The sequence below is a fragment of the Granulibacter bethesdensis genome (assembly GCF_001889545.1).
GTDB classification, from domain to species: domain Bacteria; phylum Pseudomonadota; class Alphaproteobacteria; order Acetobacterales; family Acetobacteraceae; genus Granulibacter; species Granulibacter bethesdensis_B.
In genome coordinates, this window is sequence record NZ_CP018194.1 from 1324208 (window position 1) to 1347148 (window position 22941).

General features: G+C 63.6%; 20 protein-coding genes and 2 pseudogenes. 10 read left to right on the forward strand and 12 right to left on the reverse strand.

Features of this window, described 5'->3' with window-relative positions; translation table 11 throughout:
* Nucleotides 1-3: 3 nt before the first annotated feature.
* From GbCGDNIH8_RS06075 to trbB, 3 genes are read right to left on the reverse strand one after another with little or no spacing between them, the layout of a single operon-like run.
* Nucleotides 4-279 (reverse strand): VirB3 family type IV secretion system protein, encoded by a 276-nt coding sequence (locus GbCGDNIH8_RS06075; RefSeq protein ID WP_072572480.1) that lies wholly within the window; start codon nt 277-279, stop codon nt 4-6.
* Nucleotides 279-620 (reverse strand): TrbC/VirB2 family type IV secretion system protein, encoded by a 342-nt coding sequence (locus GbCGDNIH8_RS06080; RefSeq protein ID WP_072572481.1) that lies wholly within the window; start codon nt 618-620, stop codon nt 279-281. Before GbCGDNIH8_RS06080 ends, GbCGDNIH8_RS06075 begins: the two co-directional genes overlap by 1 nt.
* Complete coding sequence (trbB, locus tag GbCGDNIH8_RS06085) at nt 617-1558, reverse strand: P-type conjugative transfer ATPase TrbB (RefSeq protein ID WP_408874697.1); 942 nt, start codon at nt 1556-1558, stop codon at nt 617-619. The genes GbCGDNIH8_RS06080 and trbB overlap by 4 nt, the downstream gene beginning before the upstream one ends.
* Nucleotides 1559-1988: 430 nt before the next feature.
* Between trbB and GbCGDNIH8_RS06090 the strand changes: the two genes are divergently transcribed.
* The 3 genes from GbCGDNIH8_RS06090 (at nt 1989) to GbCGDNIH8_RS06100 (ending at nt 6525) form a co-directional block, all read left to right on the forward strand.
* Nucleotides 1989-2639 (forward strand): hypothetical protein, encoded by a 651-nt coding sequence (locus tag GbCGDNIH8_RS06090; RefSeq protein ID WP_081368872.1) that lies wholly within the window; start codon nt 1989-1991, stop codon nt 2637-2639.
* Nucleotides 2636-4621: an SMC family protein gene (locus tag GbCGDNIH8_RS06095; RefSeq protein ID WP_072572483.1), complete on the forward strand. Its 1986-nt coding sequence runs from the start codon at nt 2636-2638 to the stop codon at nt 4619-4621. The genes GbCGDNIH8_RS06090 and GbCGDNIH8_RS06095 overlap by 4 nt, the downstream gene beginning before the upstream one ends.
* 74 nt (nt 4622-4695) lie before the next feature.
* Nucleotides 4696-6525, forward strand: coding sequence for a hypothetical protein (locus GbCGDNIH8_RS06100; protein WP_157692563.1), 1830 nt, complete (start codon nt 4696-4698; stop codon nt 6523-6525).
* 101 nt (nt 6526-6626) lie between these two features.
* Here the strand turns inward: GbCGDNIH8_RS06100 and GbCGDNIH8_RS06105 are convergent, their stop codons facing one another.
* The 7 genes and pseudogenes from GbCGDNIH8_RS06105 to GbCGDNIH8_RS06140 all read right to left on the reverse strand — a co-directional run bounded on the left by GbCGDNIH8_RS06105 (nt 6627) and on the right by GbCGDNIH8_RS06140 (nt 15226).
* A complete protein-coding gene (locus GbCGDNIH8_RS06105) occupies nt 6627-7061 on the reverse strand; it encodes a CopG family transcriptional regulator (RefSeq protein ID WP_072572485.1) in 435 nt (144 codons plus the stop codon).
* Nucleotides 7062-7068: 7 nt separating this feature from the next.
* The gene (locus GbCGDNIH8_RS06110) at nt 7069-9051 is read right to left on the reverse strand and encodes a conjugal transfer protein TraG (protein ID WP_072572486.1); all 1983 of its coding nucleotides are present in this window, start codon (nt 9049-9051) and stop codon (nt 7069-7071) included.
* Nucleotides 9052-9092: 41 nt separating this feature from the next.
* Complete coding sequence (locus GbCGDNIH8_RS06115; RefSeq protein WP_253736132.1) at nt 9093-9821, reverse strand: DUF3363 domain-containing protein; 729 nt, start codon at nt 9819-9821, stop codon at nt 9093-9095.
* A pseudogene (locus tag GbCGDNIH8_RS06120) lies at nt 9778-10533 on the reverse strand (SLOG family protein); the annotation flags it as partial. The pseudogene GbCGDNIH8_RS06120 and the gene GbCGDNIH8_RS06115, both read right to left, overlap by 44 nt.
* A 327-nt stretch (nt 10534-10860) precedes the next feature.
* Nucleotides 10861-11853: pseudogene (locus tag GbCGDNIH8_RS06130) on the reverse strand (DUF7146 domain-containing protein); the annotation flags it as partial.
* Complete coding sequence (locus GbCGDNIH8_RS06135) at nt 11825-13891, reverse strand: ParB/RepB/Spo0J family partition protein (protein WP_072573690.1); 2067 nt, start codon at nt 13889-13891, stop codon at nt 11825-11827. The pseudogene GbCGDNIH8_RS06130 and the gene GbCGDNIH8_RS06135, both read right to left, overlap by 29 nt.
* A 138-nt stretch (nt 13892-14029) precedes the next feature.
* Complete coding sequence (locus GbCGDNIH8_RS06140; RefSeq protein WP_072572488.1) at nt 14030-15226, reverse strand: DUF932 domain-containing protein; 1197 nt, start codon at nt 15224-15226, stop codon at nt 14030-14032.
* Nucleotides 15227-15481: 255 nt separating this feature from the next.
* Here GbCGDNIH8_RS06140 and GbCGDNIH8_RS06145 point away from each other — a divergent pair, with 255 nt between their 5' ends.
* Nucleotides 15482-15850, forward strand: coding sequence for a VOC family protein (locus tag GbCGDNIH8_RS06145; protein ID WP_216634491.1), 369 nt, complete (start codon nt 15482-15484; stop codon nt 15848-15850).
* A gap of 92 nt (nt 15851-15942) precedes the next feature.
* Here GbCGDNIH8_RS06145 and GbCGDNIH8_RS06150 read toward each other — a convergent pair whose 3' ends face one another.
* The gene (locus GbCGDNIH8_RS06150) at nt 15943-16629 is read right to left on the reverse strand and encodes an alpha/beta fold hydrolase (RefSeq protein ID WP_157692564.1); all 687 of its coding nucleotides are present in this window, start codon (nt 16627-16629) and stop codon (nt 15943-15945) included.
* Between the two features lie 96 nt (nt 16630-16725).
* Between GbCGDNIH8_RS06150 and GbCGDNIH8_RS06155 the strand changes: the two genes are divergently transcribed.
* On the forward strand, nt 16726-17343 hold the full coding sequence (locus GbCGDNIH8_RS06155; protein ID WP_072572489.1) for a TetR/AcrR family transcriptional regulator: 618 nt from the start codon (nt 16726-16728) through the stop codon (nt 17341-17343).
* A 54-nt stretch (nt 17344-17397) separates the two neighbouring features.
* Here GbCGDNIH8_RS06155 and GbCGDNIH8_RS06160 read toward each other — a convergent pair whose 3' ends face one another.
* Entirely contained in the window at nt 17398-17601 is a 204-nt protein-coding gene (locus GbCGDNIH8_RS06160) for a hypothetical protein (RefSeq protein WP_072572490.1), read from the reverse strand.
* Between the two features lie 219 nt (nt 17602-17820).
* Between GbCGDNIH8_RS06160 and GbCGDNIH8_RS06165 the strand changes: the two genes are divergently transcribed.
* The 5 genes from GbCGDNIH8_RS06165 (at nt 17821) to GbCGDNIH8_RS06190 (ending at nt 22940) form a co-directional block, all read left to right on the forward strand.
* Nucleotides 17821-18414 (forward strand): DUF6088 family protein, encoded by a 594-nt coding sequence (locus GbCGDNIH8_RS06165; protein ID WP_072572491.1) that lies wholly within the window; start codon nt 17821-17823, stop codon nt 18412-18414.
* The gene (locus GbCGDNIH8_RS06170) at nt 18407-19429 is read left to right on the forward strand and encodes a nucleotidyl transferase AbiEii/AbiGii toxin family protein (protein WP_072572492.1); all 1023 of its coding nucleotides are present in this window, start codon (nt 18407-18409) and stop codon (nt 19427-19429) included. Before GbCGDNIH8_RS06165 ends, GbCGDNIH8_RS06170 begins: the two co-directional genes overlap by 8 nt.
* A 351-nt stretch (nt 19430-19780) precedes the next feature.
* Nucleotides 19781-19978 carry a helix-turn-helix domain-containing protein gene (locus GbCGDNIH8_RS06180; protein WP_072572494.1) on the forward strand — a complete coding sequence of 66 codons (198 nt, stop codon included), beginning with the start codon at nt 19781-19783 and terminating at the stop codon, nt 19976-19978.
* 24 nt (nt 19979-20002) lie between these two features.
* Entirely contained in the window at nt 20003-21628 is a 1626-nt protein-coding gene (locus GbCGDNIH8_RS06185; RefSeq protein ID WP_072572495.1) for a type I restriction-modification system subunit M, read from the forward strand.
* Nucleotides 21618-22940, forward strand: coding sequence for a restriction endonuclease subunit S (locus GbCGDNIH8_RS06190; RefSeq protein ID WP_072572496.1), 1323 nt, complete (start codon nt 21618-21620; stop codon nt 22938-22940). The genes GbCGDNIH8_RS06185 and GbCGDNIH8_RS06190 overlap by 11 nt, the downstream gene beginning before the upstream one ends.
* The last annotated feature ends 1 nt before the right edge of the window (nt 22941 follow it).

Sequence of the window (22941 nt, forward strand, 5' to 3'; positions counted from 1 at the left end):
GCCTCACACGCCCAGATGTGCGGGATAACGGAGGTGCCGACGGACCACGTCGACGAACAGTGGGTCGCGCTTGGCGGCCCAGACCGCCGCCATGTGGCCGACCGCCCAGAGCAGCGCGCCGGGGATCCACAAGCGAAGGCCGAGTGCGATCGCCGCCGCGATCGTGCCGTTGGCGATCGCCACCGTCCGCGGCGCACCGCCCATCAGGATGGGATCGGTGAGCGCGCGGTGAACCGGGGCGAAGAAGCCGGGCACATCGGGATCGACGATCGCGGCCATCAGACCAGCGCCCCGCCGGAAAAGCTGAAGAAGGTCAGGAAGAAGCTCGACGCCGCGAAGGCGATCGACAGGCCGAAGACGATCTGGATCAACCGACGAAAGCCGCCCGACGTGTCGCCGAAGGCGAGCGTCAGGCCGGTCACCGTGATGATGATCACCGAGATGATCTTGGCGACGGGACCCTGCACCGACTCCAGGATGGAGTTGAGCGGCGTCTCCCAGGGCATGGAGGAGCCGGAAGCGTAGGCCGCCGGTGCGAACGCCAGCGAAAGCGCGGCGAAGGTGGCGACGTCGAGGGCGCGCCGGTGCATCCGGCGGGCGGTGGCGAGAACGCGGATCATGGGTGGTCTCCGAGATCGCCGCCCGCCCCGGCGGACTGGACGCGGTAATCGCCGGTGGCGGGATCGAGACCGGCGATGAGGGCAAGTTCGGAGAGGCGCCGTTCACTACCGCGACCGCGCAGCACCGCGACGAGGTCGATGGTCTCGGCGATGAGCGCCTTGGGGACGGTGACGACGGCTTCCTGGATGAGCTGTTCGAGGCGGCGGATCGCGCCGAGCGCGGTGCCGGCATGGATCGTCCCGATCCCGCCCGGATGGCCCGTGCCCCAAGCCTTCAGGAGATCGAGCGCCTCGGCGCCGCGCCCCTCACCGATCGGAATGCGGTCGGGACGCAGACGTAGGGAGGAGCGGACGAGATCGGACAGCGAGGCGACACCGTCCTTGGTGCGCATCGCGACCAGATTGGGTGCGCGGCATTGCAGCTCGCGCGTGTCCTCGATCAGCACCACGCGGTCGCTCGTGCCGGCGATCTCGGCCAGCAGTGCGTTGGTGAGCGTGGTCTTGCCGGTGCCGGTCCCACCGGCGACGAGGATGTTCTTGCGCGACGCGACGGCCGCGCGCAGCGACGCCGCCTGTCCGGCGGTCATGGTGCCGGCGGCGACGTAGTCGTCGAGGGTGAAGACCGCGACGGCGGGCTTGCGGATAGCGAAGGCCGGCGCCGTGACGACGGGAGGCAGCAGCCCCTCGAACCGCTCCCCCGTCTCGGGCAGCTCGGCCGAGACGCGCGGCCTATCAGCGTGGACCTCGGCGCCGACATGGTGCGCGACCAGGCGCACGATCCGCTCGCCATCGGCTGGCGATAGAGTGCGACCGCTATCTTCGAGGCCACCCGATAGCCGGTCGATCCAAAGCCGGCCATCGGGATTGAGCATCACCTCGACGATCGAGGGGTCTTCGAGGAAAGCTGCGATCGCCGGGCCGAGCGCGGTGCGCAGCATGCGCGTGCCGCGTGAGAAGGCCTCGGAATGGAGCGGAGCTGCCGCCACGATCGTCCCCGTCGTTGGCCAATCGCAACGCGCGATTGGCGACGGGGATGATTAGAAAAGGCAGGAAATGGGGCAATTCAACAAGTATTCAGACGGCGTAGCGACTTGGCGTAAATCAGAGAAAAAATACTTGCTGCGTGCGGGTGGCCATTGTTCGGCAGTAGCGCAGATTGCAATTTGCCCAGCCGTCCGCTTTCGACGTGCCGGACGGCGAATCCGCGCATTTACCGACCGACCTTAACGGCGCAGGCTGGCTCTTCTCTGACGTTGCGAAGAGCCGCTTCCGGAAGCTGCCAATGCCCAAGCGCTACCAGTTATGTTTACGCCTCTACGTTGTAGGGGTAATGTTGCGCAGGTATAAGGTTGGGGGGACTCAGGGCCTTTGGCGTTTTCTAGCGCATATATCGACGAACCGACGCGCCAGTTTCGGGACGCCATGCGCTTGCTTTTCATCCTTACGGAGTGCGGAGACCCTGCTGGCACGCCACCGCCCGTTCCCAACGCTTTGCGGGTCATAAGCTCGCAAAAAAGCCTACAAAAGATGGATTTTTGGGTTCGGAATCCCGATCACCTCGCCCACGCCTTGCTGGATGTTTATGGCGAGACCAACGAATCGAAATGGTTGCGATACGCCCAAGCGATCCTCGGCACGGAAGAGCCGGAGGTGCGGCGAGATGCAATGGCGAAATATCTCTATGGTGCCTTCGAACCAATCGACACGGGACTAGCGCCCCTAATCAGCTACGGGTTGGCCCAAACCCTTCGCCATCCGCAGACCCGTAGGCTTCGATTCTTCCTGCTCGACCGCGGGGAGCAGGTCGCCTCCAAGATGCAGGCTGAGCTACCTGAAGCACATTGGTACTCCGGACGCGCCCGTCTGGTCGCCGAACTCTGCCGTGGGCGTTCGGGTGAAGATCTCGCCCGTATGCAGTACCAGCAACCAGAATACGCCAACGCGCCCAACGGCGAGACGATCGCTTCCATCGCCGCCCAGGTTCGTGCGCGGTTGGCAAACCTCGAGGGTCACTCTTGACGACAGCCGAGACGCCAGACGACGAGGCCAAGGGCGATCCGATCGCCCCATTTCGCGAGGCAGTGGCGGAGAAGGCCAAGGTTACCCTCGCCGTTGTCGATCTGCTGATGGACGAGTTGAGCGTCCGGGACGAGACCTCAACGCGGCGGGCGGATCATCTAACGCTCCGCCGCCTCCTCTTCAGCGGCGAAAAGCGGGCGACCGGCTATACCGATGGCCCGTTCACGTTCGAATGGAAGGACCTTGGAGCTGGCCTCTTTGCCGCGTTCAGTAATGGCGTCAATCAGGTCGGTAAGAGCACAATCTTGGAAGTGATGCTTTGGGCGTTGCGAGGCACGACGCGGTCCCTTAAGCCCGAAGTGCGGTCCTGGATCAACACGGTCGAGCTCGAATTCACGATTGGCGCTGACCACTACAAGGTCGATTTCACAGACTTTGATGCAGTGCCCCGCGGCAAGCTGGTGCTCGTCTCACCTGGCCCGGCGCGGATCCTCAAGGCGTTCGAGGGGGAAGGCGACTTCGAGACCGTGATGGGCGACTTGATGATGCGTCGCTTCGCGCTCCAGCCCATTCCAAACGTCCGGCATACCGACGACGACGCATCCCAATACTTTCACAGTTGGTCGGCTTATGCGGCATCGATGTTCATCGAAGGCTCGCATCCGGCGATCCTTGGTGACGTCACCGTCGGCGCTTTGTGGTGGCGAATGATCCATCTGTTTGTAGGCATGCCTTACGCCGCAACCCACATGGCGTTGCGAAATGCCGTGACGCTTGAGCAGGCCCAGCGCGACGGTGCGGTCCAAGGAAAGTCCCGCCAGGATGCATTGTCGGCGGAGCTTCGTCGCGTAGAGGCGGAGCGAAAGCGTCTTGAGGATCGCCTGAAAACCTTAAGTGCTGGGGCCCTCAAGCTGGAAGAAATCGACGCTCTGTCGATCGAACATGCGCGCCTCTCGCGTGAAGGCAGCGAGCTACTAGCGCGAGCCGCCGAGGCCGGGCGAGCTGCGGTGGCACTCAAGCAAGAAACGGATGAGGCCAAGGCGAGCCAGCGCCGGCTGAACGAGGGCGTGGCGTCCAAACGGGTGTTCGCTGGCCTCAAGCCTGTCTGCTGCCCGCGCTGCGCCGAGGCGATCCCGGACGCACGGGCGCGGACGGAAGAAGCCGACGGGCGATGTGCTGTCTGTGATCGTGACACGCTGAAGGACGACCAGGAGGCGTTTAACGATGCGCAGGAGGCGGCGGCAGAGCGAGTGAGAACGCTGTCGGAGGCTGAGGCCGCGGCGCGTAAGGCGAACGACGATGCCACTCGGGCTGCCACCGAGGTCGAGCGTCAGCGAAGCGTGGCGGCCACCAGGTTGAAAGCTATCGATGAACAGGCGGCAGTCCTGCACACCCGACGCGAACTGGAAGGTCAGTTGCTAAAAATGTCAGGGGCCATTGAACAATTGCGCGTGCTCATGGCGCAGAGCCCGGTCCCGCAGCCGAGCGAGGAAAGGCTTCGGATTCTCAAGATCGCCGAGGCGATCGCCGAGGCGCGGATGAAGACCGCCAGCGCCGAGCTCCTCTTGGATCTAGAGACCGAGATGGTCTCCGTCGCCCAGAGGTTTGGTTTCAGGGGACTGCAGAGCATCGTCATTCGTGGCAACGGGATCATGGTCACCGTCTCCGACGTCACGAGTGGGTACTCCAAGCAGACAGCCGGCCAACGACTTCGCCTGCGCATAGCCCTAGTCATCGCCATGATGCGCATGGCTGACCGCAGCGGTTATGGCAATCACCCCGGGGTGCTGTTCATCGACTCCCCGGGCAGCGAGGAATTGAGCGACGAAGACCTCTTCGCGATGATGAAGGAGATCGGCCAAGTCTCCGGCGAGACCCGAAATCTGCAAATTTTCCTGGCGTCAGCCCGAAGCGACATTCTAGGGCCGGCTGTATTACCGCAGCACATCAAAGGGCCCGAGACTTTCGGAGCCATGTTCTGACTGCTGTATCGCCCGCCGAAGTGCAGCGGCGCCTCGAAGCCTTCGAGGATCCTACTCTGGATGACCTGGGGGGCTTGGATTCCGTTCTGGGGGCATCGAATGCGCTCGCGCAAAGTCTCTACGCCGACCGTGTTGTCCGCGCGTTTGCAATGGCTGGCGTAATCTTGTCTCCACGCGCTGTAGGCCTGGTCGATGCCATCCTGGGCGAGAACGGCCACCCATTAATAGTCGCGGCGGCCGCGCAATCTGTGCTCGAGCTTTCCCTCGATCCACGCGATCAGCGCCGACTGCAGCGTCGGCTGCTCGACCGAGCAAAACATTATCACTCGCCATCTGAGGCTCTGATGGCTTCCGAATGTCTCGCGGGAAGTCTGCTGCTTGCGGACCTGCCAGGGGCCTCGCGCCCGGCCGTCGTGGCGGCCTTGGATGATCTCGATGTGGGCGATCCGGATGTCATCCTTCGGCGCGGTGCGCTACTGGCGGGTATCGCTTGGCTCTGGGCGCGCTCACCCGATGTCGAAGCCCTACTTCGACGTCTGAGCACCAATCTTGACGCGGGCGGCCAAGCGCATTTTGAATTGGCGCTGATCGCTCTGGACCGCGCGTTGGCGGCACAGGACTGCGCGGCCCTCTTGGCGGGCTTGGAGGTGTCGCGGCACCACTTCGATGCCGCTCTTCAGGCGGCCCCCGAATTCGTGGAAGCAGCCGTCCTTTCGCGAGCCCTCGCTGCAGTCGGGATGTTCTGTTCCGATGATGAGGGCGATCTCGAAAAGCTGCTGACGGAGGCTTGCAATCTGGCGGGGTCACGACGACTGGAACTCGACCGAAGTTCCTTACGGGCGTGGCTGCGACCGCGGATCGACGCGGAGGCCGCTTGGTGGCAGCTGGCTTCCGCATTGCGCGGGCTGTCCGACGACCTTACGAAAAGGAGTTGGCTCCGCGCCGTTCCAGTGCTCGAACAAATTGCGCGGTTGAGACGTGCACTCGTACCGCTCGCGACAAAGCACGGAGACCAACTTCGTACGACAATCACCGAGCGGATCGCCGACAGCTTTCTTCGCGAGGAAGGGTTGCGCAGTCATTTGCTGGCATGGCGCGACGACAGTCACACGACCGAAGCCGACCGGGCAGAAGCATCTGCACTTCTCGAGGCCGTCTCTGCGATAGCAGAGGCCCGTGACCCTTCTAACGGTGCGTCGTCTGAGCACGATGCATCGAAAGAGCTGTCTGCGATCAGCGACTTGCGTCTTCACGGGCTGACCGCGATCGCAAGCCTTTCCGGATTCAACGCGCCGACGGAGCGCGCCTTTTTGGCGATGGACGAAGCCCTACAGGGACACCCCGACTATTCCGGGCCTGTGTGCGATGACGTGCGCAGCCTCGTTGGCCAATTGATCCTGTTCCTGAGTCATTGCCTGGACGTCGCGCCCAATATGGCCAAAGGATACTTCGATTTCCTCTTCGAAACTGGTGGTGCCAAGCCGCTTGAGATCGAACTCCAACGGGCCTGTTGGCACACACTCCGGCTGCAGGCGAACGGCTTCCCGCAGCATCAGATCTTAGAGGAAGTACGGGACATCGCCGCGGGCCGCGCGGATATCGCCGTAGTCCGCCCTGGTTGGCGAATGGTGGTCGAGATCAAACGAGAACTCGAAGACGCCTCGCGAGATGGAATACGGAAATACCTTGGGCAGGCCGCCACGTATGAGCTGACGGGGCCTCGCATCGGCTTCCTGGTCGTTTTGGACTTGGTTTCACAGAGGGGATGGCCGCTGACCCTGGCGGACAATTGTTGGGTGGAACGCATACAAGCGGCGGGGGACAGTGCGGCCAGGATGGTCTGCGTCTGGCGGATTCCAGGCGCCCGTCAGCCGCCGTCCCAGATAAAGACGCCGATCCACTGACAATCGGGCGAGACGGGGGATGGGGGTCCGGTTTCAACTTAGTTAAGGCAATCGCTATGACCGCTCTCATAAACTGGCAAATGCAGCCTCAACACTCGAGTTTATTCACCGCCAGTCCGCTCGCCAGCGTCCTCCGGGATCTCCTGCCTTAGCTTCGGCCCTTCGTTCAGACGCCGGCCAAGCGTGGCGACGAAATTGTCGTAGCGCGCCCCAGCCTGCGCACGAGCGGCCTTGGCCGCTGGCTCCGGCAGCGGCGGTGTCGTGTTGAGCCAGAAGCGGATGAACAGCGCCAGCGTTTCGACCCCGATCCCGACATCGCGTTCGAGCCGCGCGAGGCGCAGGTCCTGCTGGTCGAGCCGCTTCGCAATGGCGGCCTCGCGGCGCTCGTCCGCATCCGGCGACAGGAATGACGCGATCGCGGCTTCGGCGATCAGCGACATCGATTGGTCCCGGCGTGCGGCATAGGCGGACAAGGCCTGCATGACGTCCGGGTCGAGATAGACAGAGAGCTGGGCCTTCTTCTTCGGCGTGACCATCAGCGCCTCACATGCCGAGCTCGTCGCCGGGATCGAGCGAGGCTTGCTGGGCGAGGCCCTGCATCAGATCGTTCATGCGGCCGATGCGCGGTGCGTCCTCCTCCATCTCGTCGACCTGGTCGAGCGCGAACTCGTTCTCGATCGGAGCTTGCTTCTCGACCGTGCCTTGGCTGAGTTCGGGTTGCTTGCGGCGGTCGGTGTTCTTCGGGTCTCCGTCGTCGGTGGCCTCGCCATCGACCCCAGCCGACGCCGGTGGTCGAGGCGGCAGCGGGCGCGAACTCCAATCATCTGGCCGCCCCTCCTTCGGCCGCGCCGGCACGGGCGGCGCCACGATGCGCTCCTGAAAGCGTTCGTCCTCGTAGTAGCGCGCCTTCTTCGCGCGGATCGGGTGGATGCCCGACACCATGACAATTTCTTCCGTGGGCGGGAGCTGCATGACCTCGCCTGGTTTCAGCAGCGGGCGGGCCGTCTCCGAGCGCGAGACCATCAGATGCCCGAGCCAGGGCGACAGCCGGCTGCCGGCGTAGTTCTTCATCGCCTTCATCTCGGTCGCGGTGCCGAGCGCGTCGCTTACCCGCTTGGCCGTGCGCTCGTCGTTGGTCGCGAAGCTGACCCGCACATGGCAGTTGTCGAGTATCGAATTGTTCGGCCCGTAGGCCTTCTCGATCTGATTCAGCGACTGGGCAATCAGGAAGCTCTTGATGCCGTAGCCGGCCATGAAGGCGAGCGCGGACTCGAAGAAGTCGAGGCGGCCGAGCGCCGGGAACTCGTCCAGCATCAAGAGGAGCCGGCGACGGTCAGCCTTGGCCTGCAGGTCCTCGGTCAGCCGGCGGCCGACCTGGTTGAGGATCAGGCGGATGAGAGGCTTGGTCCGGTTGATGTCGGAGGGCGGGACGACGAGGTAGAGCGTGGTTGGCCGTTCACCAGCCACGATGTCGCCGATCCGCCAGTCGCAGCGCCGCGTCACCTCTGCGACCACGGGATCGCGGTAGAGGCCGAGGAACGACATCGCCGTGCTGAGCACGCCGGACCGTTCGTTGGCGGATTTGTTCAGCAGCTCGCGCGCGGCGGAGGCGACCACGGGGTGGACGCCAGCCTCGCCGAGGTGCGGCGTCCGCATCATCGCCGAGAGCGTCGACTCGATGGGGCGCTTGGGGTCTGAGAGGAAGGATGCGACACCGGCGAGCGTCTTGTCCTCCTCGGCGTAGAGGACATGGAGGATCGCACCGACCAACAGCGCGTGGCTGGTCTTCTCCCAGTGGTTCCGCTTCTCTAGGCTGCCCTCGGGATCGACCAGGATGTCGGCAATGTTCTGGACGTCGCGCACCTCCCATTCGCCGCGGCGGACCTCGAGCAGCGGATTGTAGGCCGACGACTTCGCGTTGGTCGGGTCGAACAGCAGCACGCGCCCGTGCTGGGCCCGGAAGCCGGCGGTGAGCTGCCAGTTCTCGCCCTTGATGTCGTGAACGATCGCCGAGCCCGGCCAGGTCAAGAGCGTCGGGATGACGAGGCCCACGCCCTTGCCGCTGCGGGTTGGGGCGAAGCACAGGACATGCTCGGGACCATCATGGCGGAGATAGGTGCGCTGATGACGGCCCAGCACCACGCCGTCGGGTCCGAGCAAGCCGGCCTGCTCGATCTCCTTCGGCTCCGCCCAACGCGCAGAGCCATAGGTTTCGATGTTCTTCGCCTCGCGGGCACGCCAGACCGACATGCCGATCGCGACTGCGGCGGCGATGATCCCGCCCGACGCCGCGATGTAGGCACCCTCGATGAAGATCGACGGCGCATAGGCATCGTAGGCGAACCACCACCAGAAGAACGCTGGCGGGAGGTAGAACGGGAAGTGCAGCACCTCGAACCAGGGACGACCGAGTTCGGGCTGGAAGCCGAGGCGCCAGGCGGTCCACTCCGTCGCCGTCCAGATCGCCAGCAGCACGATGGCGAAGACGGTGATGATCTGACCCCAGAGAATCTTGGTCGCGGACATGCCGACGAGCCTGTCCTGGGATCTTTGGTTCGAAGGGTCACTCACATCCCGATCCCTCTGTTGCGACCGAAACCCCAGTCGACGCCGCCGTCATCGCGCGCGACGCCGGAGACGTGGCGGCCGAGCTGCTTTTCCAGCGACGGGGTCCAGGGCACGAGCTGGAAGCCGAGACCGTCGTCGATCATGGCGAAGCGCCCGGAGGCGAGCGCGAAGCGCTGACGATATGACCCGGCGACGTACTCGCCTGCGGCGGCCTGGTTGAAGGTCTGACCCGTCTCGGCGGCGAGTCGTTCGCCCAGGGCCTCAACCTCGCGGCGCCGCAGCGTGCCGATCAGGCCGTGGGAGAAGGTGACGCCGCGCGCCTGGCGCTCGGCGAGGCCTTGCTCGATGAGCTGCTCGGCACGCCGGTCGAGCGCTTCGCGAACCTCGGCGCCGAAGCCCGACTGGCCCAGCGCCACGGGATCGCGGGCGATCGCCTGTCGGTCGAGCCAGGTCGCGCCGCTGGCCGTCACCTGATCCTCGATGGCGAGGTCCGACCGCACCGCCAGCGCCACGCGGCGGCGGCCCTGTGCGTCGTCGAACTTGCGCAGCTCGACGACGGAGCCCGGCGCACTATCGCCGGTCGCGTCGATGTCGGGGAATTTGATGTGGTGGGTACGACCGTCCACGCCGTCGACGACGGCGTAGGCCGTGCCCTTCAGCTCGTCGTCGAGGCCGCGATCCACCAACCGACCGATGACGGGCACGTCCAGGCTTTCGCCGGCCAGCACATAGCTCGCAGCCGCGCGTTCGATGCCGCGCTCTCGCAAGCCACGATGGATGCTTGGCGTGGACCTGGTCGAGCTTGGCCCAGATAAGCCGGTGATCGTTGAAGTCGAGCCCGCCGGTCAGCGCCACCTTCGGGCCTGCGGGCAGGAGCACCTGGTTGTCGGCACGCTTCTTCGCCGCCAGGAAGTCGCGGCTATCGATCATCGCCGAGGTCAGATTGCGATGGTTGACCTTCGACCCGTTGCGCGGCCGCCAGGCTGAATGGGTGTGTTGCTCGAATTGGTCGGCGGCTTGGTCACGCATCAGCTCGAAGGCGTTGCGCCGTTCGATGAGCGTCTGGCCTTCTGCCGTCAGTCGTTCCAGCTCGACGGACTTCACCTCGCTGCCGTCCTGTTCCCTTTGTGACCGCTGCTGCGCCAGTTCATTACCGTCGAGTTCGCGTTCGATCCGGTCGATGGCTCGGTGGAAGACGTTCACCGTCGACCAAAGCAGGTCCTCAAGGTCGGGTTCGAGGCGGGTGTCGGTAAGCGCCACCACCAAGGCGTCGAAGATGTCGGAGATGCTGCCGGCGAGAATGTTCGCTTCGGGAAGCGGTCTGGGATCGGGCTCGTCGTGGAAGGGACGGTAGCCGTAGAGCTGGAGTTCGTGGAGGACCTGGTCGGTCGGGGATGAGCTGTGGTGCGGCTCGAAATCGTCGTCGTGGTCGGTGGTCATCGCAGGCTTCCTTCGTCGGATCGACCGCGCCCATCGCGGCCTTCATGGCGACGAAGGCGGCGGGCGGACCGGACCTGCACCCGCAGCGCAGCGGAGGGCCGAAGCGGCAGCGAAGGATGGCGAAGGCCGGCGATTTTGCTTCGCGATGGAAAGTGGCCCTCTGGGCCGCGCCGGAAAATCGTTGGCCGCAGCCATTGCCGGTCCGGGCCGTTTGCCGCCCGATCGCCCTCTCAGAAGGCCGTGGGGGCGGTCCTCTCCGACTCTGGTGGAAGCATGACCACCAGCCTTGCCGTGACGGCGCGGACGCGCCTCTTCATCCCATTCCGGCTATGCCGCCAGCTCCATGAAGCGGGCGACGTCCTGCGCCGCGATCTGCACCCGGCTTGCCGCCCGAAGTGCATCCGCGCCGAGCAGTCGGAGATCTTCGTTGAAGTCGCCGAGCCGTGGCGAGATCACGATGGCCTCGATCCCGGCCTCCTGCGCCCGGTCGATCAACGTCGCCATCGCGCTGTCCCCGGCGGGATCGTCATCACGGGCGATATAGAGCCGCCGTAGCGTGTCTGGGAACAGGATGGCGGAGAGATGCGCCGCCGAGAGCGCCGCAACCATCGGCATGGTCGGCAAGACGAATCTGAGCGACAGCATCGTTTCGATGCCTTCGCCGGCCGCCATGACTTCGCCCGCCACGCCAAATCGAACGGCATTTTCGAGGAGGTCGCCCATCGCCCGCCGCGGTGTGTCGATCGGAGCCTTGCCGAGCGTCGCCTCGGTGAAGCCGCGTGGATCGAGTCAGGTGCGGTGCGCCCCGGTCAGATGGCCTCCGAGGTCGGTCACGCTGGCGATCATCGCCGGCCAAGTCTCGGTCGGGCTGTCGTCGTCGGGCCGGTAGTAGCATCGCGGGTGGAAGCGGAGGCTTTCGGTTCCGTGCAAAGCGGTAATGCCGCGACTACGAAGATACGTTTCTACGAGAGTCCGGGAAATCGGCTGCGACATGCCGAACAGACGCCGTGACGCTTCCAGCGATCCGGTCGGGGCACTGGGTCCGCGTGATCGGGGGCGATCGGGCTCCGGCTCAGGATGCGGGAGCCTGAGGAACGAACGCGCCTCATCGGCGACGTCCTTGAAATCGATCAGACCACAGCTTTCGCGGATGACGTCCAACAAGTCGCCATGCTCGCCGGTGGCGGCATCGGTCCATTTGCCCGCCGGCCCTTTCGCAGTGTCCTTGAGCCGCACGAACATTGAACGGCCAGCGACATTGCGGGCGTCGCCGACAAGCCAGTAGCCGCCTTCACGACGGCCGGCGGAAAGGTAATGGCGGCTCGTCGTCCTCCGGCAGTTTTTCGCTGGACTGCTCTACGGTTTCCTCGGTCGTAGATTCCGGCGCGGCTTCGGCCTGAACGGCGCGGCCCGGCGTGCGGAGTGGCTCGGGCAGCCAGGCGGTGTCGGCCAGGAGCGTCTCCGCCTCGGCCGCCATGTCGCCCTTCTTCAGATGCTCGATCCGTTCGGCGGCGCGCTGCCCCTTCGCCTGGGAAACCGCCTGAAGGATGCGAGCCTGCGTCACCCGGCCGAGGAAGTTGTCCACGGTCGGCTTCCACCCGGCCGCCGCCATGTCGAGATCGACCGCCTGCGCCAGCCGGTCGGCGTGGGCGGCGGCACGGGGCCGCCGGTTCCAGGGCTCGTAAACCGCGTTGATCGAGAGGCTGACGATGTGGGCGAACAGGCCCGCCTGGGTGTCGCCGTCCCATTCCTGCAGCGCGTCCCAGAGATCGGCCGATTCCTTGGGAAGCGCTTTCGACCAGCTTTCGTGCCGCATGCGGATGGCCTCCGCCGAGGCGCTGTCGTTCAGTCCCGGCGCCTGCGTCCCGAAGCTGACGCTCTTCAGGTCCAGCTCGAGGCAGCTATCCGAGCCATAGTGGTAGAAGGTCTTCAGCGTCAGGACGTGCAGCGCCGCGACGAAGGCGACGTCCGGTCGCTCGCCGAGTGCGTTGCGCAGGCCAAGCGTCCGGTGCGAGGTCAGTTCGGTCATCAGGCGGTCGGAGATGGGCGAGAGACCCTCGTCCTCCTCCGGCTCGGCGTCGGGCTCCGCCGTCGCGACTGCATCGTCGCCCTCGTAGCTGGCGGCCATAGCCCGTTCGTCGTCACCGTCCGCGTCCGTCTCCGACGCAGGCTCAGCCGGCCACTCATCTTCCGGCCGGACATAGCTGCGCTCGACGCGAAGCTGGCCGTCGGCGCCGATGCTGGCGAAGGCGCCGGCGCGCGCGATCTCGGCGGCGTCGAACACCACGGGACGGTTGTCGAAGCCCTCGATCAGCGTTTCCAGTTCCGACAGGCGCTCATCCACTTCATCCGGAAGCTCGTCGGTGTCCTGGTATTTCTCGGACAGCCGGTCGAACTCGGCCTGGAGCGCATCGCGGCTCGCTTCCTCCTCGGCCGACAGTGGCACGGCCTCGCCGCGAAGCTGGCGCAGGCCGAAGGTATGGCCATAGGCGAAGTCGGGCGCGACCTCGATCCACTTCCAGCCTTCGGCGGCGATCGCCTCGGCATCCGCGTTCAGCTTATCGGCTACCATCTGGTCGACCAGCGGGACATCCTGCAGCCAGCCGCCATCATCGCCCTGGAACAGGTCGCGCAGTACCGTGCCGCCAGCCGCCACATAGGCGTCGAGGCCGATGAACTGCGCCCGCTTGTCGGAGGCGCGGACCGCACCCTCGGTCAGCATGCGGCGGATGACGTAGGGCTGCTTATCGTAGGAAGCCTTCAGGCGCTCGAAGACCTGCTCCTGGCGCTCATGATCCCCCGAGACGGTGAAGGCCATAAGCTGGTCGAGCGTCATGCCGTCCTCGGCATAGACATCGAGCAGCCCCGGCGAGACCGACGCAAGCTTCAGCCGCTGCTTCACCACGTTGACCGAGACGAAGAAGGCGGCGGCGATCTCCTCCTCGGATTGACCCTTCTCGCGCAACGCAAGGAAGGCCCGGAACTGGTCGAGCGGGTGCAACGGCGCGCGCTGGACGTTCTCGGCGAGCGAGTCCTCCTCCGCGATGCCGCCGTCGCGGACGACGCATGGCACGGGCGCCGTTTTGGCGAGGCGCTTCTGTTTCACGAGCAGTTCCAGCGCCCGATAGCGCCGACCACCGGCCGGGATCTCGAACATGCCGGTCGGGGCGCCGGCCTGGTCGACGACAGCGCGCACGCTGAGGCCCTGCAAGAGGCCGCGGCGGGCGATATCGTCGGCCAACTCTTCGACCGAGACGCCGGCCTTCACGCGCCGGACGTTCGACTGCGAGAGCAAGAGCTTGTTGAAGGGGATGTCGCGCGAGGGCGAGAGGGTGATCTTCTGAACAGTGGTAGCCATCGGGATATACTCCGCGACGAGCGCCGAAAGCCTCTCTCTCGGCATCAACTCGTCACGAAGCGCAGCGCCGCCCTCTCACTCTGGAGGGCAGCGCCGCAGCCGGAAAAGCGTAAAGCCGCATCTCCGGCTTTCCGGTAGTCAGGCCGCCCGGTCGAGCAGCTTCTTGGCCCGCGCCTCCAAGTCGAGCCGCGCGTCCTGCTGGGTCTTGTCGCGCGCGACCGCGGTGATGCCCTGCACGAAGTCGAACACGCTTTCGGGTTTGCGCCCCTCCTCGGCGAGCACCGTCTCGATGATCTTCGCCGTCTCGGTCTTCGAGAACCCGCGCTTGCGCAGAAAGTCGCTACGATCCTCGTCGCTACGCGCCACGATTTTCTCCCGCGCCGCCTTGATGCCGTTGACGAAGGGAAGCGGCGAGGAATTGGCGAAGCGAGTCAGCGCCGGCGCCGCCTCATGCGCGAAACGCGAGGCGGCGTATTTCGAGTGGCGGATGGTGATCTCCTCGAAATCCTCGACGCCCCACAAATTCCGGTTCTGGCAAACGGCACGGAGATAGAAGCTCGCCATGCCGAGTGTCTTCGCGCCTACTTCGGAATTCCAGCAGTAGAAGCCGCGGAAATAGAGGTCGGGCGAACCGTCGGGCAGCCGGCCGGCCTCGATCGGATTGAGGTCGTCGACCAGGAAGAGGAAGACGTCGCGATCGGACGCGTACAGCGTCGTGGTGTCCTGGGTGATGTCGACGCGCGGGTTGTAGATGCCGGTCGACCAGTCGAGAACGACCGGCACCTTCCAGCGCGTGTCGCCCGTGCCATTGCCGGCGATGCGCTGCACGGCCGAGACCAGCTCGTGGTCGAAGATGCGGCCGTAGTCGGGCCCGGTGACGGCGCGCAGCTCGACGCGGCCATCTTCGATCTCGAGCGTCTTCACCTGCTCGGCGAGATGGGAGGTCAGCCCGTATTGCAGGTTGATCCCGGCGAGCGGCGCTGGAAGCTGGCGCAGATAGGCCGCGGGCGCTCCGACGAGGGCGGCGAGCTGGCCGAAGCTCCAGTGAGTCGGCGCGATCGGCGCATCCGTGCCGGGTAGCATCAGCGACAGGCGCTCGGCATCATCGCGGCTCGCCTCGACCCGGATCGCCGCGCTCTCAACGGTTCGGGTGCGGCTCCGCTCGGTCCGTCCATGCACGGCGGCATAGAGGTCCGACAGGGACAGGTAGCGCTCGTCAGCCGGTCGCGAGAACCATTCCGACGATACCCGGCCGATCCGCTGGCCGCGGCTCACATCCACCTTGTAGCCGCCAGTGCGGTCGCGAGCGGCGTCCAGAATCTCGACATGGGTCATGGCTAGTCTCCATGACGGGCGCCGGAGGCCTCTCCTCCAGCCTTCAACCCGTCGCGGCGAAGCCGGTCCGTCCTCTCACTCTAGAGGGGCGTTGCGGGTCCTCCCGCAGATGGGGGTGTGCCGGCGACCGCGGCGTCGGCCAGGGGGAAAGCATTCCTCGCCGCCGCCTCGGCTATACTGGTCTGCGGATTTCCGGATTTACGTGGAGTTCGAGGTTCGGTTTTGAGAGATGCCGGAAGGAAGGGAAAGGACAGGATGTCTTTGGCACTAAACAGGCTGATTCTTTATGCCCGCGACGTCGAGGGGACGGTTGCCTTCTACGAAAAGCACTTTGGCTTCAAAGTGCTTCGCCTCCCCGGCGATAGGATCGTCGAGTTGGTGGCACAGAATGGCGGGGCAAATATCATGATCCATCCTGCCGCAAAGGGGGTTAAGATCGGACAGGTCACCGTAAAACTAGTATTTGACGTCGAAGACGTCGCTGGCTTCTGCGAGAAGAGTGCCCGCGATGGGCTTGTTTTTAACTCCCCTCATGCGGCAGACGGATATTCCTACGCGAACGCCAAAGACCCTTGCGGAAATAACATCCAGGTATCGAGCCGCGCCTTCCGCAAAGCGGATTAGCAAGCCGACATTCTGAATTCGTTCGAGATGGAGAGTGGAAGTGGCCTAGCTGGCGGAAACGAGGATCCTGGCCAGCTCATCCGGGGCGTCGATCATGATGTCGTGGCCCGACGCGACCTCGAACACCTTCCAGCCCTTATGCTTCTTCGCAAGCTCGTACTGCTTGGCGATCTGCGGATTCCCCCACTTCGTCGCGTGAATGTAGGTGTGGTTTGGATGCGGTCGGCGTTGGTCCCGATGTGGATCTTCTCGGTGAGGGTCTTATAGGGGTGCCCCGTGAGCTGCCGGTTCACCATGGCTTGGTCCGCCTTGTTCACCTTGAAGAACCAGGCCGGTGGCGGTGGTGTCAGTTTGTAGCCGCCCCCGAACAGCCAGACCGAGATCACGATCGGCAACAGCCGCCATCCCGGAAAGAAGTAATCGTTCATGGATTTGCCGTTCTCGGGCACGACGGCGTCCAGGAAAACGAGATTGCTGATGCGGTCCGGAATCCGATCGGCGACGCCGGCGATGACCATACCGCCATAAGAATGGCCGCACAGAACCACGTCGCTAAGGTTTTCCCGGTCGAACAGCTCGACGATTTCGTTGATGTGGGTGGTCAGGTTGATCCGGCGAGCATCCATCGATGCACGCTCCGCCAGCCCGGCCAGCGTCGGCGCGAACACCCGATGCCCCTGGGATCGCAGGATCGCGGCGACCCGGTCGTAGCACCAGCCGCCATGGCTTGCACCGTGGATGAGAACGAAGGTTTTGAAGGGTTGAGGCAGACTGGACACGCGCACCTCCGAAGGGCGCCAAGATCTATCGCTGATCATTTGATCAGTCAACGCTGATCGTGCGATCAGGCCGGAGGATTGGACAGGAGACCCGCCATGCCGGAATTGCGCCCCGCCTTTCCACAAGGGGACGCCCGCAACGCCATTGTTGAAGCCGCGCTCGACGTGTTCGCGGCCAAGGGCTTCCATGGCGCCGGAACACGGCAGATCGCCCAGGCGGCAGGCGTTTCCCAGCCGCTGCTGAATCATCACTTCGGGGGCAAGGACGCCTTATGGCGCGTGGTTGGGGAGCAAATTACTGCGGATTTCATGGCCTTCATGACCGACGCGGTGGACCTGGCTCTTCCGCCGGGCGACGCCGTCGAGGCGATGCTCAGAGCCTACCTGGCGTTCTGGAAGGCCCGGCCCCTATCATTCCGCTTCAATCTGTGGCGGCGATTGGACGGCCTGCAGGATGAGCGCGTGACCCGCTCGGAGCAAATGTCGAAACCGGTCGTCGCCCTGATGCAACGCGCCCAGGATGCCGGCTCGATCCGAGACGACTTGCCGCCCGGCCTCGCCGCGATCATGGGCGGTGCGCTGGTACAGTTCTGGCTCGACGGTCAGCTTGAGATCCGCGCGGCCCTGGCGGTCACCGGTGACGAAGGGCTCACCGACGATGACGCCATTGCCCACATTCTTCGCCTGCTCCGAGGAAGCCTTCCCCCAGCGTGACCTGTCGTGCCGTATCGGCGTAGTTCCAGCTTTCGGGTGAGCGACCGACCTCGCTTACCGAGTGGTCAGGGGCTCCGGGCGATCCATCGCCTCCAGGCGTTCGGGCATGTCGAGCAGTTTGAGCGCCGCAGCGGTCAAGGCTTCAGCAATCGTCGGATAGGTCTCGGCCGAGCTGATTGAAACGCCGTCGTCCGGGAATGTCACCGTCGCTTGGAAGCCATTGCCTTTGGGCGTGGCGGAGAGGGTGATCGTCGGCATGTCAGGGCCTCCACCTGTCTCGTTCCTCGCCGCCAGACTGGGCGAGGAAGGCCCGCAACCTTAGTGCAATCCTCGATTTGAGACAGCTTCGTCCAAGCTGCCCGGGCCCCCGGGGTGCGGCTGGTCCCCGTGACTCCCCAATTTCCGGGCCTTCGGCGTCCCGGATGTCAGGTTGCAAACTGTCAGAAAACCGCTTACATTTCTAACAGGAGAATGGCCATGTTGCGTCTGAGCGAACAGATTCTGGCATATGCGGAGAGGCAGTCCGAAGGGGCGCCCATATCCGCCAAGAGCTTGCTCCACCTCGGCAATCGCGCTGCGGTGGACCAGGCCTTGTCGCGTCTGGCCGAGCGCGGGCAGCTCATCCGCGCCGGGCGGGGGGTCTACCTTCGCCCCATCACGTCCCGCTTCGGCACGCGAGCGCCTTCCGTCGAACAGGCTGTGGAGGCGCTTGCCGCCCAGCGAGGCGAGGTCATTGTCTCAAACGGGGCGGCTGCGGCCAACGCCCTTGGCCTGACGACGCAGGTGCCGGTTCGGTCGGTCTATCTGACTTCGGGTCGCAGCCGGAAGATGAGCCTCGGCAAGCAGGTCGTAGAGCTGCGCCACGCGCCACGCTGGCAGTTGACCTTGGGAAGCCGGCCGGCGGGGGAAGCGGTGCGCGCACTCGCGTGGCTCGGCCCCGACAAAGCCGAGGAAGCGCTCATGACGCTGAAGCGGAAGATGCCGCCAGGCGTCTTCGGCGAGCTGGTGGCGGCCGCGCCGCAGCTTCCGACGTGGCTCGCGCGGAGCGTGGGAAAGGCCGCCTATGGCTGACGCCTTTCTCTCCCTGCCGGTCGAGGACCGCCGTGAGGCTCTGCGCATCGCCGCCGATCAATCCGGCCGCCCGGCGCATCTTCTCGAAAAGGATGTGTGGGTCGTCTGGGCGCTGGCGACCTTGTTCGGATCCGACATCGGCGCGCACTTGGTGTTCAAGGGCGGCACTTCCCTGTCCAAGGCTTACGGCGTCATCCGGCGCTTTTCCGAGGACGTGGACCTGACCTATGACATTAGGGCCATCGCGCCCGACCTCGTTGGCGAGGACGGCGAAGCCCTGCCCAAAAACCGCAGCGAGGAGAAGCGGTGGTCAAAGGCGGTACGCCATCGCCTCCCCGAATGGATCGTCGAAAAGGTCCAGCCTGTCATCGCCGGCGCGACTGACGCGCAGTCGCTTGCGGCAACCCTCAGAGCAGAAGGCGATCGGCTCTACATCGACTACGAGGCCACCTCTGCGGGCTCCGGTTACGTGGCTCCCAGTGTGATGCTGGAATTTGGCGCTCGGTCGACGGGAGAGCCGGCTAGCCTTCGCGACGTGACCTGCGACGCCGCCGGATTGATCGACGGCGTTGACTTCCCGTCGGCCCGGCCCCGCGTGATGCACGCCGAGCGGACGTTCTGGGAAAAGGCCACGGCGATCCACGTCTTCTGCCTGCAAGAGAGGCTTCGCGGCGAGCGTTTCGCGCGACACTGGCACGATGTCGTTCGGCTCGACGAGGCCAAGATCGTCACTGCGGCCTTGGCTGATCGTCAGCTTGCCAGCGCCGTCGCCCGCCACAAAAGCATGTTCTTCGCCGAGAAGGCAGCAGACGGCACGCCGGTCGACTACGATAGGGCCGTACACGGCGGCCTGCGCCTCGTGCCGGCAGGCGAAGCGCTTGCGGCGCTGAATAAGGACTACGGCCAAATGGTCGACGACGGTCTGCTTCTGGAGGATGCCGAGCCCTTCGAAGCGCTGATCGAGCGATGTGCCGACATTGAAGCGCGAGCCAAGGGCGCTGGGAAAGAAAAGTAGATGGGCGAGGAAAACGAAGAGAGCAGATTTCAGTTTCTGCGGAACGGCGACGCCGAACCTTCAGATCTCGACTGGAACAAAGGGGCGAGAGCGTTCGGCAGGCTATTTCCGGGGCCATTGGATCGGACCTTGCCAAGCCACGACTTCAGCACGGCACGAACACCGTCGAGGACCAGCCCAATCGGGCCGGCGCTCGTCCGCACGAGGTCGATGTCTTCCGAGTAGCGCAGCGCTGTGAGGGTCCTGGCTCCCACCACCACATTCTGCTATGGAGCGCCGCGATCAGCACAATCTTCTCGAATTTTCTCTCATTCTCCGTATGCTTCGTTAGGCACGACTCGTGATGGACGCATGGCCGACGAAATCCTGACGATCCGGGAGGTGGCGGAACTTCTCAAGATCAATGAGAAGACCGCCTACAAGCTCGCTCTCGCGCGGGAGATTCCGGGCTTCAAGGTTGGCGGTTCGTGGCGGTTCCAGCGCCAGGAAATCGCAAACTGGATCAAGCGCAAGGTAGAAGAGCAACAAGGGGGCGGCAGGGGAGCATGACGAACGAAGTGATTGGGGTGAGATATGGCTAGGGGCAAAGTGAAAAATAACGGGAAATCGGATGGCCCTGACAAATCAACAGCCCTCGGCTTTGAATCCCGACTATGGTCGATGGCTGATAAGCTGCGCTCCAATATGGACGCTGCGGAATATAAGCACGTCGTTCTTGGCCTTATTTTTCTGAAATTTATCTCGGACAAATTCAACGCGAAATACGAAGACCTGAAGGCGAGGCAGAAAACCGATTTCACGGACCCGGAAGAGCGCGATGAGTATGTCGCGGAAAATGTCTTCTGGGTGCCAAAGGGTGCTCGTTGGCAAGATATCCAGGATCGCGCGACGACGGCGGAGATCGGCCAAATTGTCGATGACGCCATGCGCTCCATCGAAGCCGAGAACCCAACTTTGGAAGGGGTGCTGCCGAAAAACTATGCTCGAGCCGATTTAGACAAGCGGCTTCTGGGTGAAGTCATCAATCTCGTGGGCAAGATCGAGTTGGTCGCCAAAGAGGCGCACCATCAAGGCAACGACCTGCTCGGCCGGACCTATGAATATTTTATCGGTCAGTTCGCAGCGGCCGAAGGCAAGAGAGGTGGCCAGTTCTACACTCCGGCGCGCGTCGTCGAGCTACTTGTCCGTATGATTGAGCCCTACAAAGGGCGCGTTTATGACCCCTGTTGCGGGTCCGGCGGCATGTTCGTGCAATCGGAAAAATTCGTCGAAGCCCATGGAGGGGGGCGTGATGACCTGTCGGTCTATGGACAGGAATCCAATCCGCAGACGTGGCGCCTCGCGAAAATGAACCTCGCCATCCGTGGGATCACAGCCAATCTCGGCCCGCGCGCGGCGGACTCGTTCCACGACGATCTGCACAAAGACCTCAAGGCCGATTTCATCCTCGCCAACCCGCCATTCAATATCTCGGACTGGGGAGGTGAACGGCGGCGCTCGGACGTCCGATGGAAATTCGGTGCGCCGCCGGTCTCCAATGCGAACTTCGCGTGGGTGCAGCATATAGTGCATCATCTCGCTCCCCATGGACTGGCCGGTTTCATACTCGCCAACGGGTCGCTGTCGTCGAATCAGTCGGGCGAGGGTGAAATCCGCACTGAGATGATCCGCCATGACATCGTGGACTGTATTGTCTCACTGCCGAGCCAACTCTTCTACACGACGCAGATCCCCGTCTGCATGTGGTTCCTTGCGCGCGATAAGTCGAACGGCCTGCTCCGCGATAAGCGGCTCCGCGACCGGCGTGGCGAGACGCTGTTCATCGACGCGCGCGCGCTCGGCCAAATGGAGACACGTACCTTGCGGGCGCTATCCAGCCCAGCTGAGGTCGAGGGAGGCGAGGCAAGTGACATCGGAAAGATCGTGGAAGCCTATCACGCTTGGCGCGAGGGTCGGCAGGACTATGCGAATGTGCCGGGCTTCTGCAGAGCAGTCAAAAATGAGGAGATCGAAGCGCAAGGCTTCGTGCTGACACCGGGGCGCTACGTCGGTGCGGCGGTAGTTGAAGAGGAAGACATACCATTTGCAGAACATTTTGCTGAACTAAAAGAGCGGCTGGAGGGGCACATCCTAGAAAGCGAACGTCTGAACGCCCTCATGATGTCCGGTCTTTCTAGGATTGTCTCTGATGCCGGCTGAAAAGGTTCAACCGCTTGGTGATGTCGCCGACCTGCTTTCGGGAGGAACGCCTAGCAAATCAGCGCCGGAATTCTGGAGCGGCAACATACCTTGGCTGACGCCAAAGGACATGGGGAACTGGACGGGAGCCACCGAAGAAGCCGTTAGCGATTCAGCAATCGGAAATGGCACCCGACTTGCGCCGCCAGAAGCATCCTTTATTGCCGTGCGCGGGATGTCTCTGCACAATGAGATCAGAATTGTGCGCGCCCAGGCCCCAATTGCATTTAATCAGGACATCAAGGCGGTTGTTCCACGCGCCGGGATTCAGCCCGAGTATCTGTTCCAAGTTCTGGTCAGCAAGAAACCCGAGCTTTTGAGGCTTGTAGAGGCTGCCGGCCACGGCACGGGTCGGTTACCGACAGACCAACTTTTGGCCTTAAAGGTTCCCCGCTTCGGCTCAAAAGCGGAGACGGCAATAGCCGAATTCATGGGCGCTCTTGACGACAAAATCGATCTGAACCGGCGGATGAGCGATACGCTTGAGCGAATGGCGCGAGCGATCTTCAGAAGCTGGTTCGTCGATTTCGATCCCGTCCGCGCCAAAATGGAAGGACGCGAGACCGGGCTTGCGGCCGATGTCGCCGCGCTGTTCCCGGAGCGCTTTGGTGATAGCGGTTTGCCGGAAGGGTGGGAGACCAGGAAAATTGGCGAGCTGCCGGTCCGGATAGCTATGGGTCCATTCGGATCGAGAATTAAAACAGAGAATTTTACTGCAGTCGGCGTGCCCGTGATCCGGGGTGGTAATCTAACGGACGGATTTGTCGATGATAATTTTGTCTATGTGACGCCTGAAAAGGCGGAGGAGTTGCGTAGCGCTGCCGCATTTCCTGGTGACATTGTCATCACCCATCGCGGCACGCTTGGTCAAGTTGGAAAAATTCCCTCTAGATCAAGATTCGACAAATACATTGTTTCTCAAAGTCAGATGCTGCTGGGATCAAACAACGGATACCTAAGCCTGCACTATATTTTCGAGTTTCTTCGGTCTGTGGCGGGTTTGAATGCTCTCTTATCAAACACCACTACTACGGGGGTGCCAGCTATTGGCCGCCCCTCTACAAGCCTGAGAGCAATAGAATTGATTTATCCGCCCGAATTCATATTGGTTAAGTTCGATCAAATCATGCAGGCATTGGAGGCACGGCAAGTTGCCGGAAAAATGGAGAGTGAAACCCTAGCCGCTCTCCGTAACGTACTGCTCCCAAAACTTATGTCCGGCGATGTCCGCATCAGAGATGCGGAAAAGCTTGTCGACGAAGCGGGAGGCTAAG

Excerpts from the sequence above, each read along its gene's own strand:
- GbCGDNIH8_RS06075 (WP_072572480.1), bottom strand. The coding sequence starts at position 279 with ATGGCCGCGATCGTCGATCCCGATGTGCCCGGCTTCTTCGCCCCGGTT.
- GbCGDNIH8_RS06080 (WP_072572481.1), bottom strand. The coding sequence starts at position 620 with ATGATCCGCGTTCTCGCCACCGCCCGCCGGATGCACCGGCGCGCCCTC.
- trbB (WP_408874697.1), bottom strand. The coding sequence starts at position 1,558 with ATGCTGCGCACCGCGCTCGGCCCGGCGATCGCAGCTTTCCTCGAAGAC.
- GbCGDNIH8_RS06105 (WP_072572485.1), bottom strand. The coding sequence starts at position 7,061 with ATGGTCACGCCGAAGAAGAAGGCCCAGCTCTCTGTCTATCTCGACCCG.
- GbCGDNIH8_RS06110 (WP_072572486.1), bottom strand. The coding sequence starts at position 9,051 with ATGTCCGCGACCAAGATTCTCTGGGGTCAGATCATCACCGTCTTCGCC.
- GbCGDNIH8_RS06135 (WP_072573690.1), bottom strand. The coding sequence starts at position 13,891 with ATGGCTACCACTGTTCAGAAGATCACCCTCTCGCCCTCGCGCGACATC.
- GbCGDNIH8_RS06140 (WP_072572488.1), bottom strand. The coding sequence starts at position 15,226 with ATGACCCATGTCGAGATTCTGGACGCCGCTCGCGACCGCACTGGCGGC.
- GbCGDNIH8_RS06145 (WP_216634491.1), top strand. The coding sequence starts at position 15,482 with ATGTCTTTGGCACTAAACAGGCTGATTCTTTATGCCCGCGACGTCGAG.
- GbCGDNIH8_RS06155 (WP_072572489.1), top strand. The coding sequence starts at position 16,726 with ATGCCGGAATTGCGCCCCGCCTTTCCACAAGGGGACGCCCGCAACGCC.
- GbCGDNIH8_RS06160 (WP_072572490.1), bottom strand. The coding sequence starts at position 17,601 with ATGCCGACGATCACCCTCTCCGCCACGCCCAAAGGCAATGGCTTCCAA.
- GbCGDNIH8_RS06165 (WP_072572491.1), top strand. The coding sequence starts at position 17,821 with ATGTTGCGTCTGAGCGAACAGATTCTGGCATATGCGGAGAGGCAGTCC.
- GbCGDNIH8_RS06170 (WP_072572492.1), top strand. The coding sequence starts at position 18,407 with ATGGCTGACGCCTTTCTCTCCCTGCCGGTCGAGGACCGCCGTGAGGCT.
- GbCGDNIH8_RS06180 (WP_072572494.1), top strand. The coding sequence starts at position 19,781 with ATGGCCGACGAAATCCTGACGATCCGGGAGGTGGCGGAACTTCTCAAG.
- GbCGDNIH8_RS06185 (WP_072572495.1), top strand. The coding sequence starts at position 20,003 with ATGGCTAGGGGCAAAGTGAAAAATAACGGGAAATCGGATGGCCCTGAC.
- GbCGDNIH8_RS06190 (WP_072572496.1), top strand. The coding sequence starts at position 21,618 with ATGCCGGCTGAAAAGGTTCAACCGCTTGGTGATGTCGCCGACCTGCTT.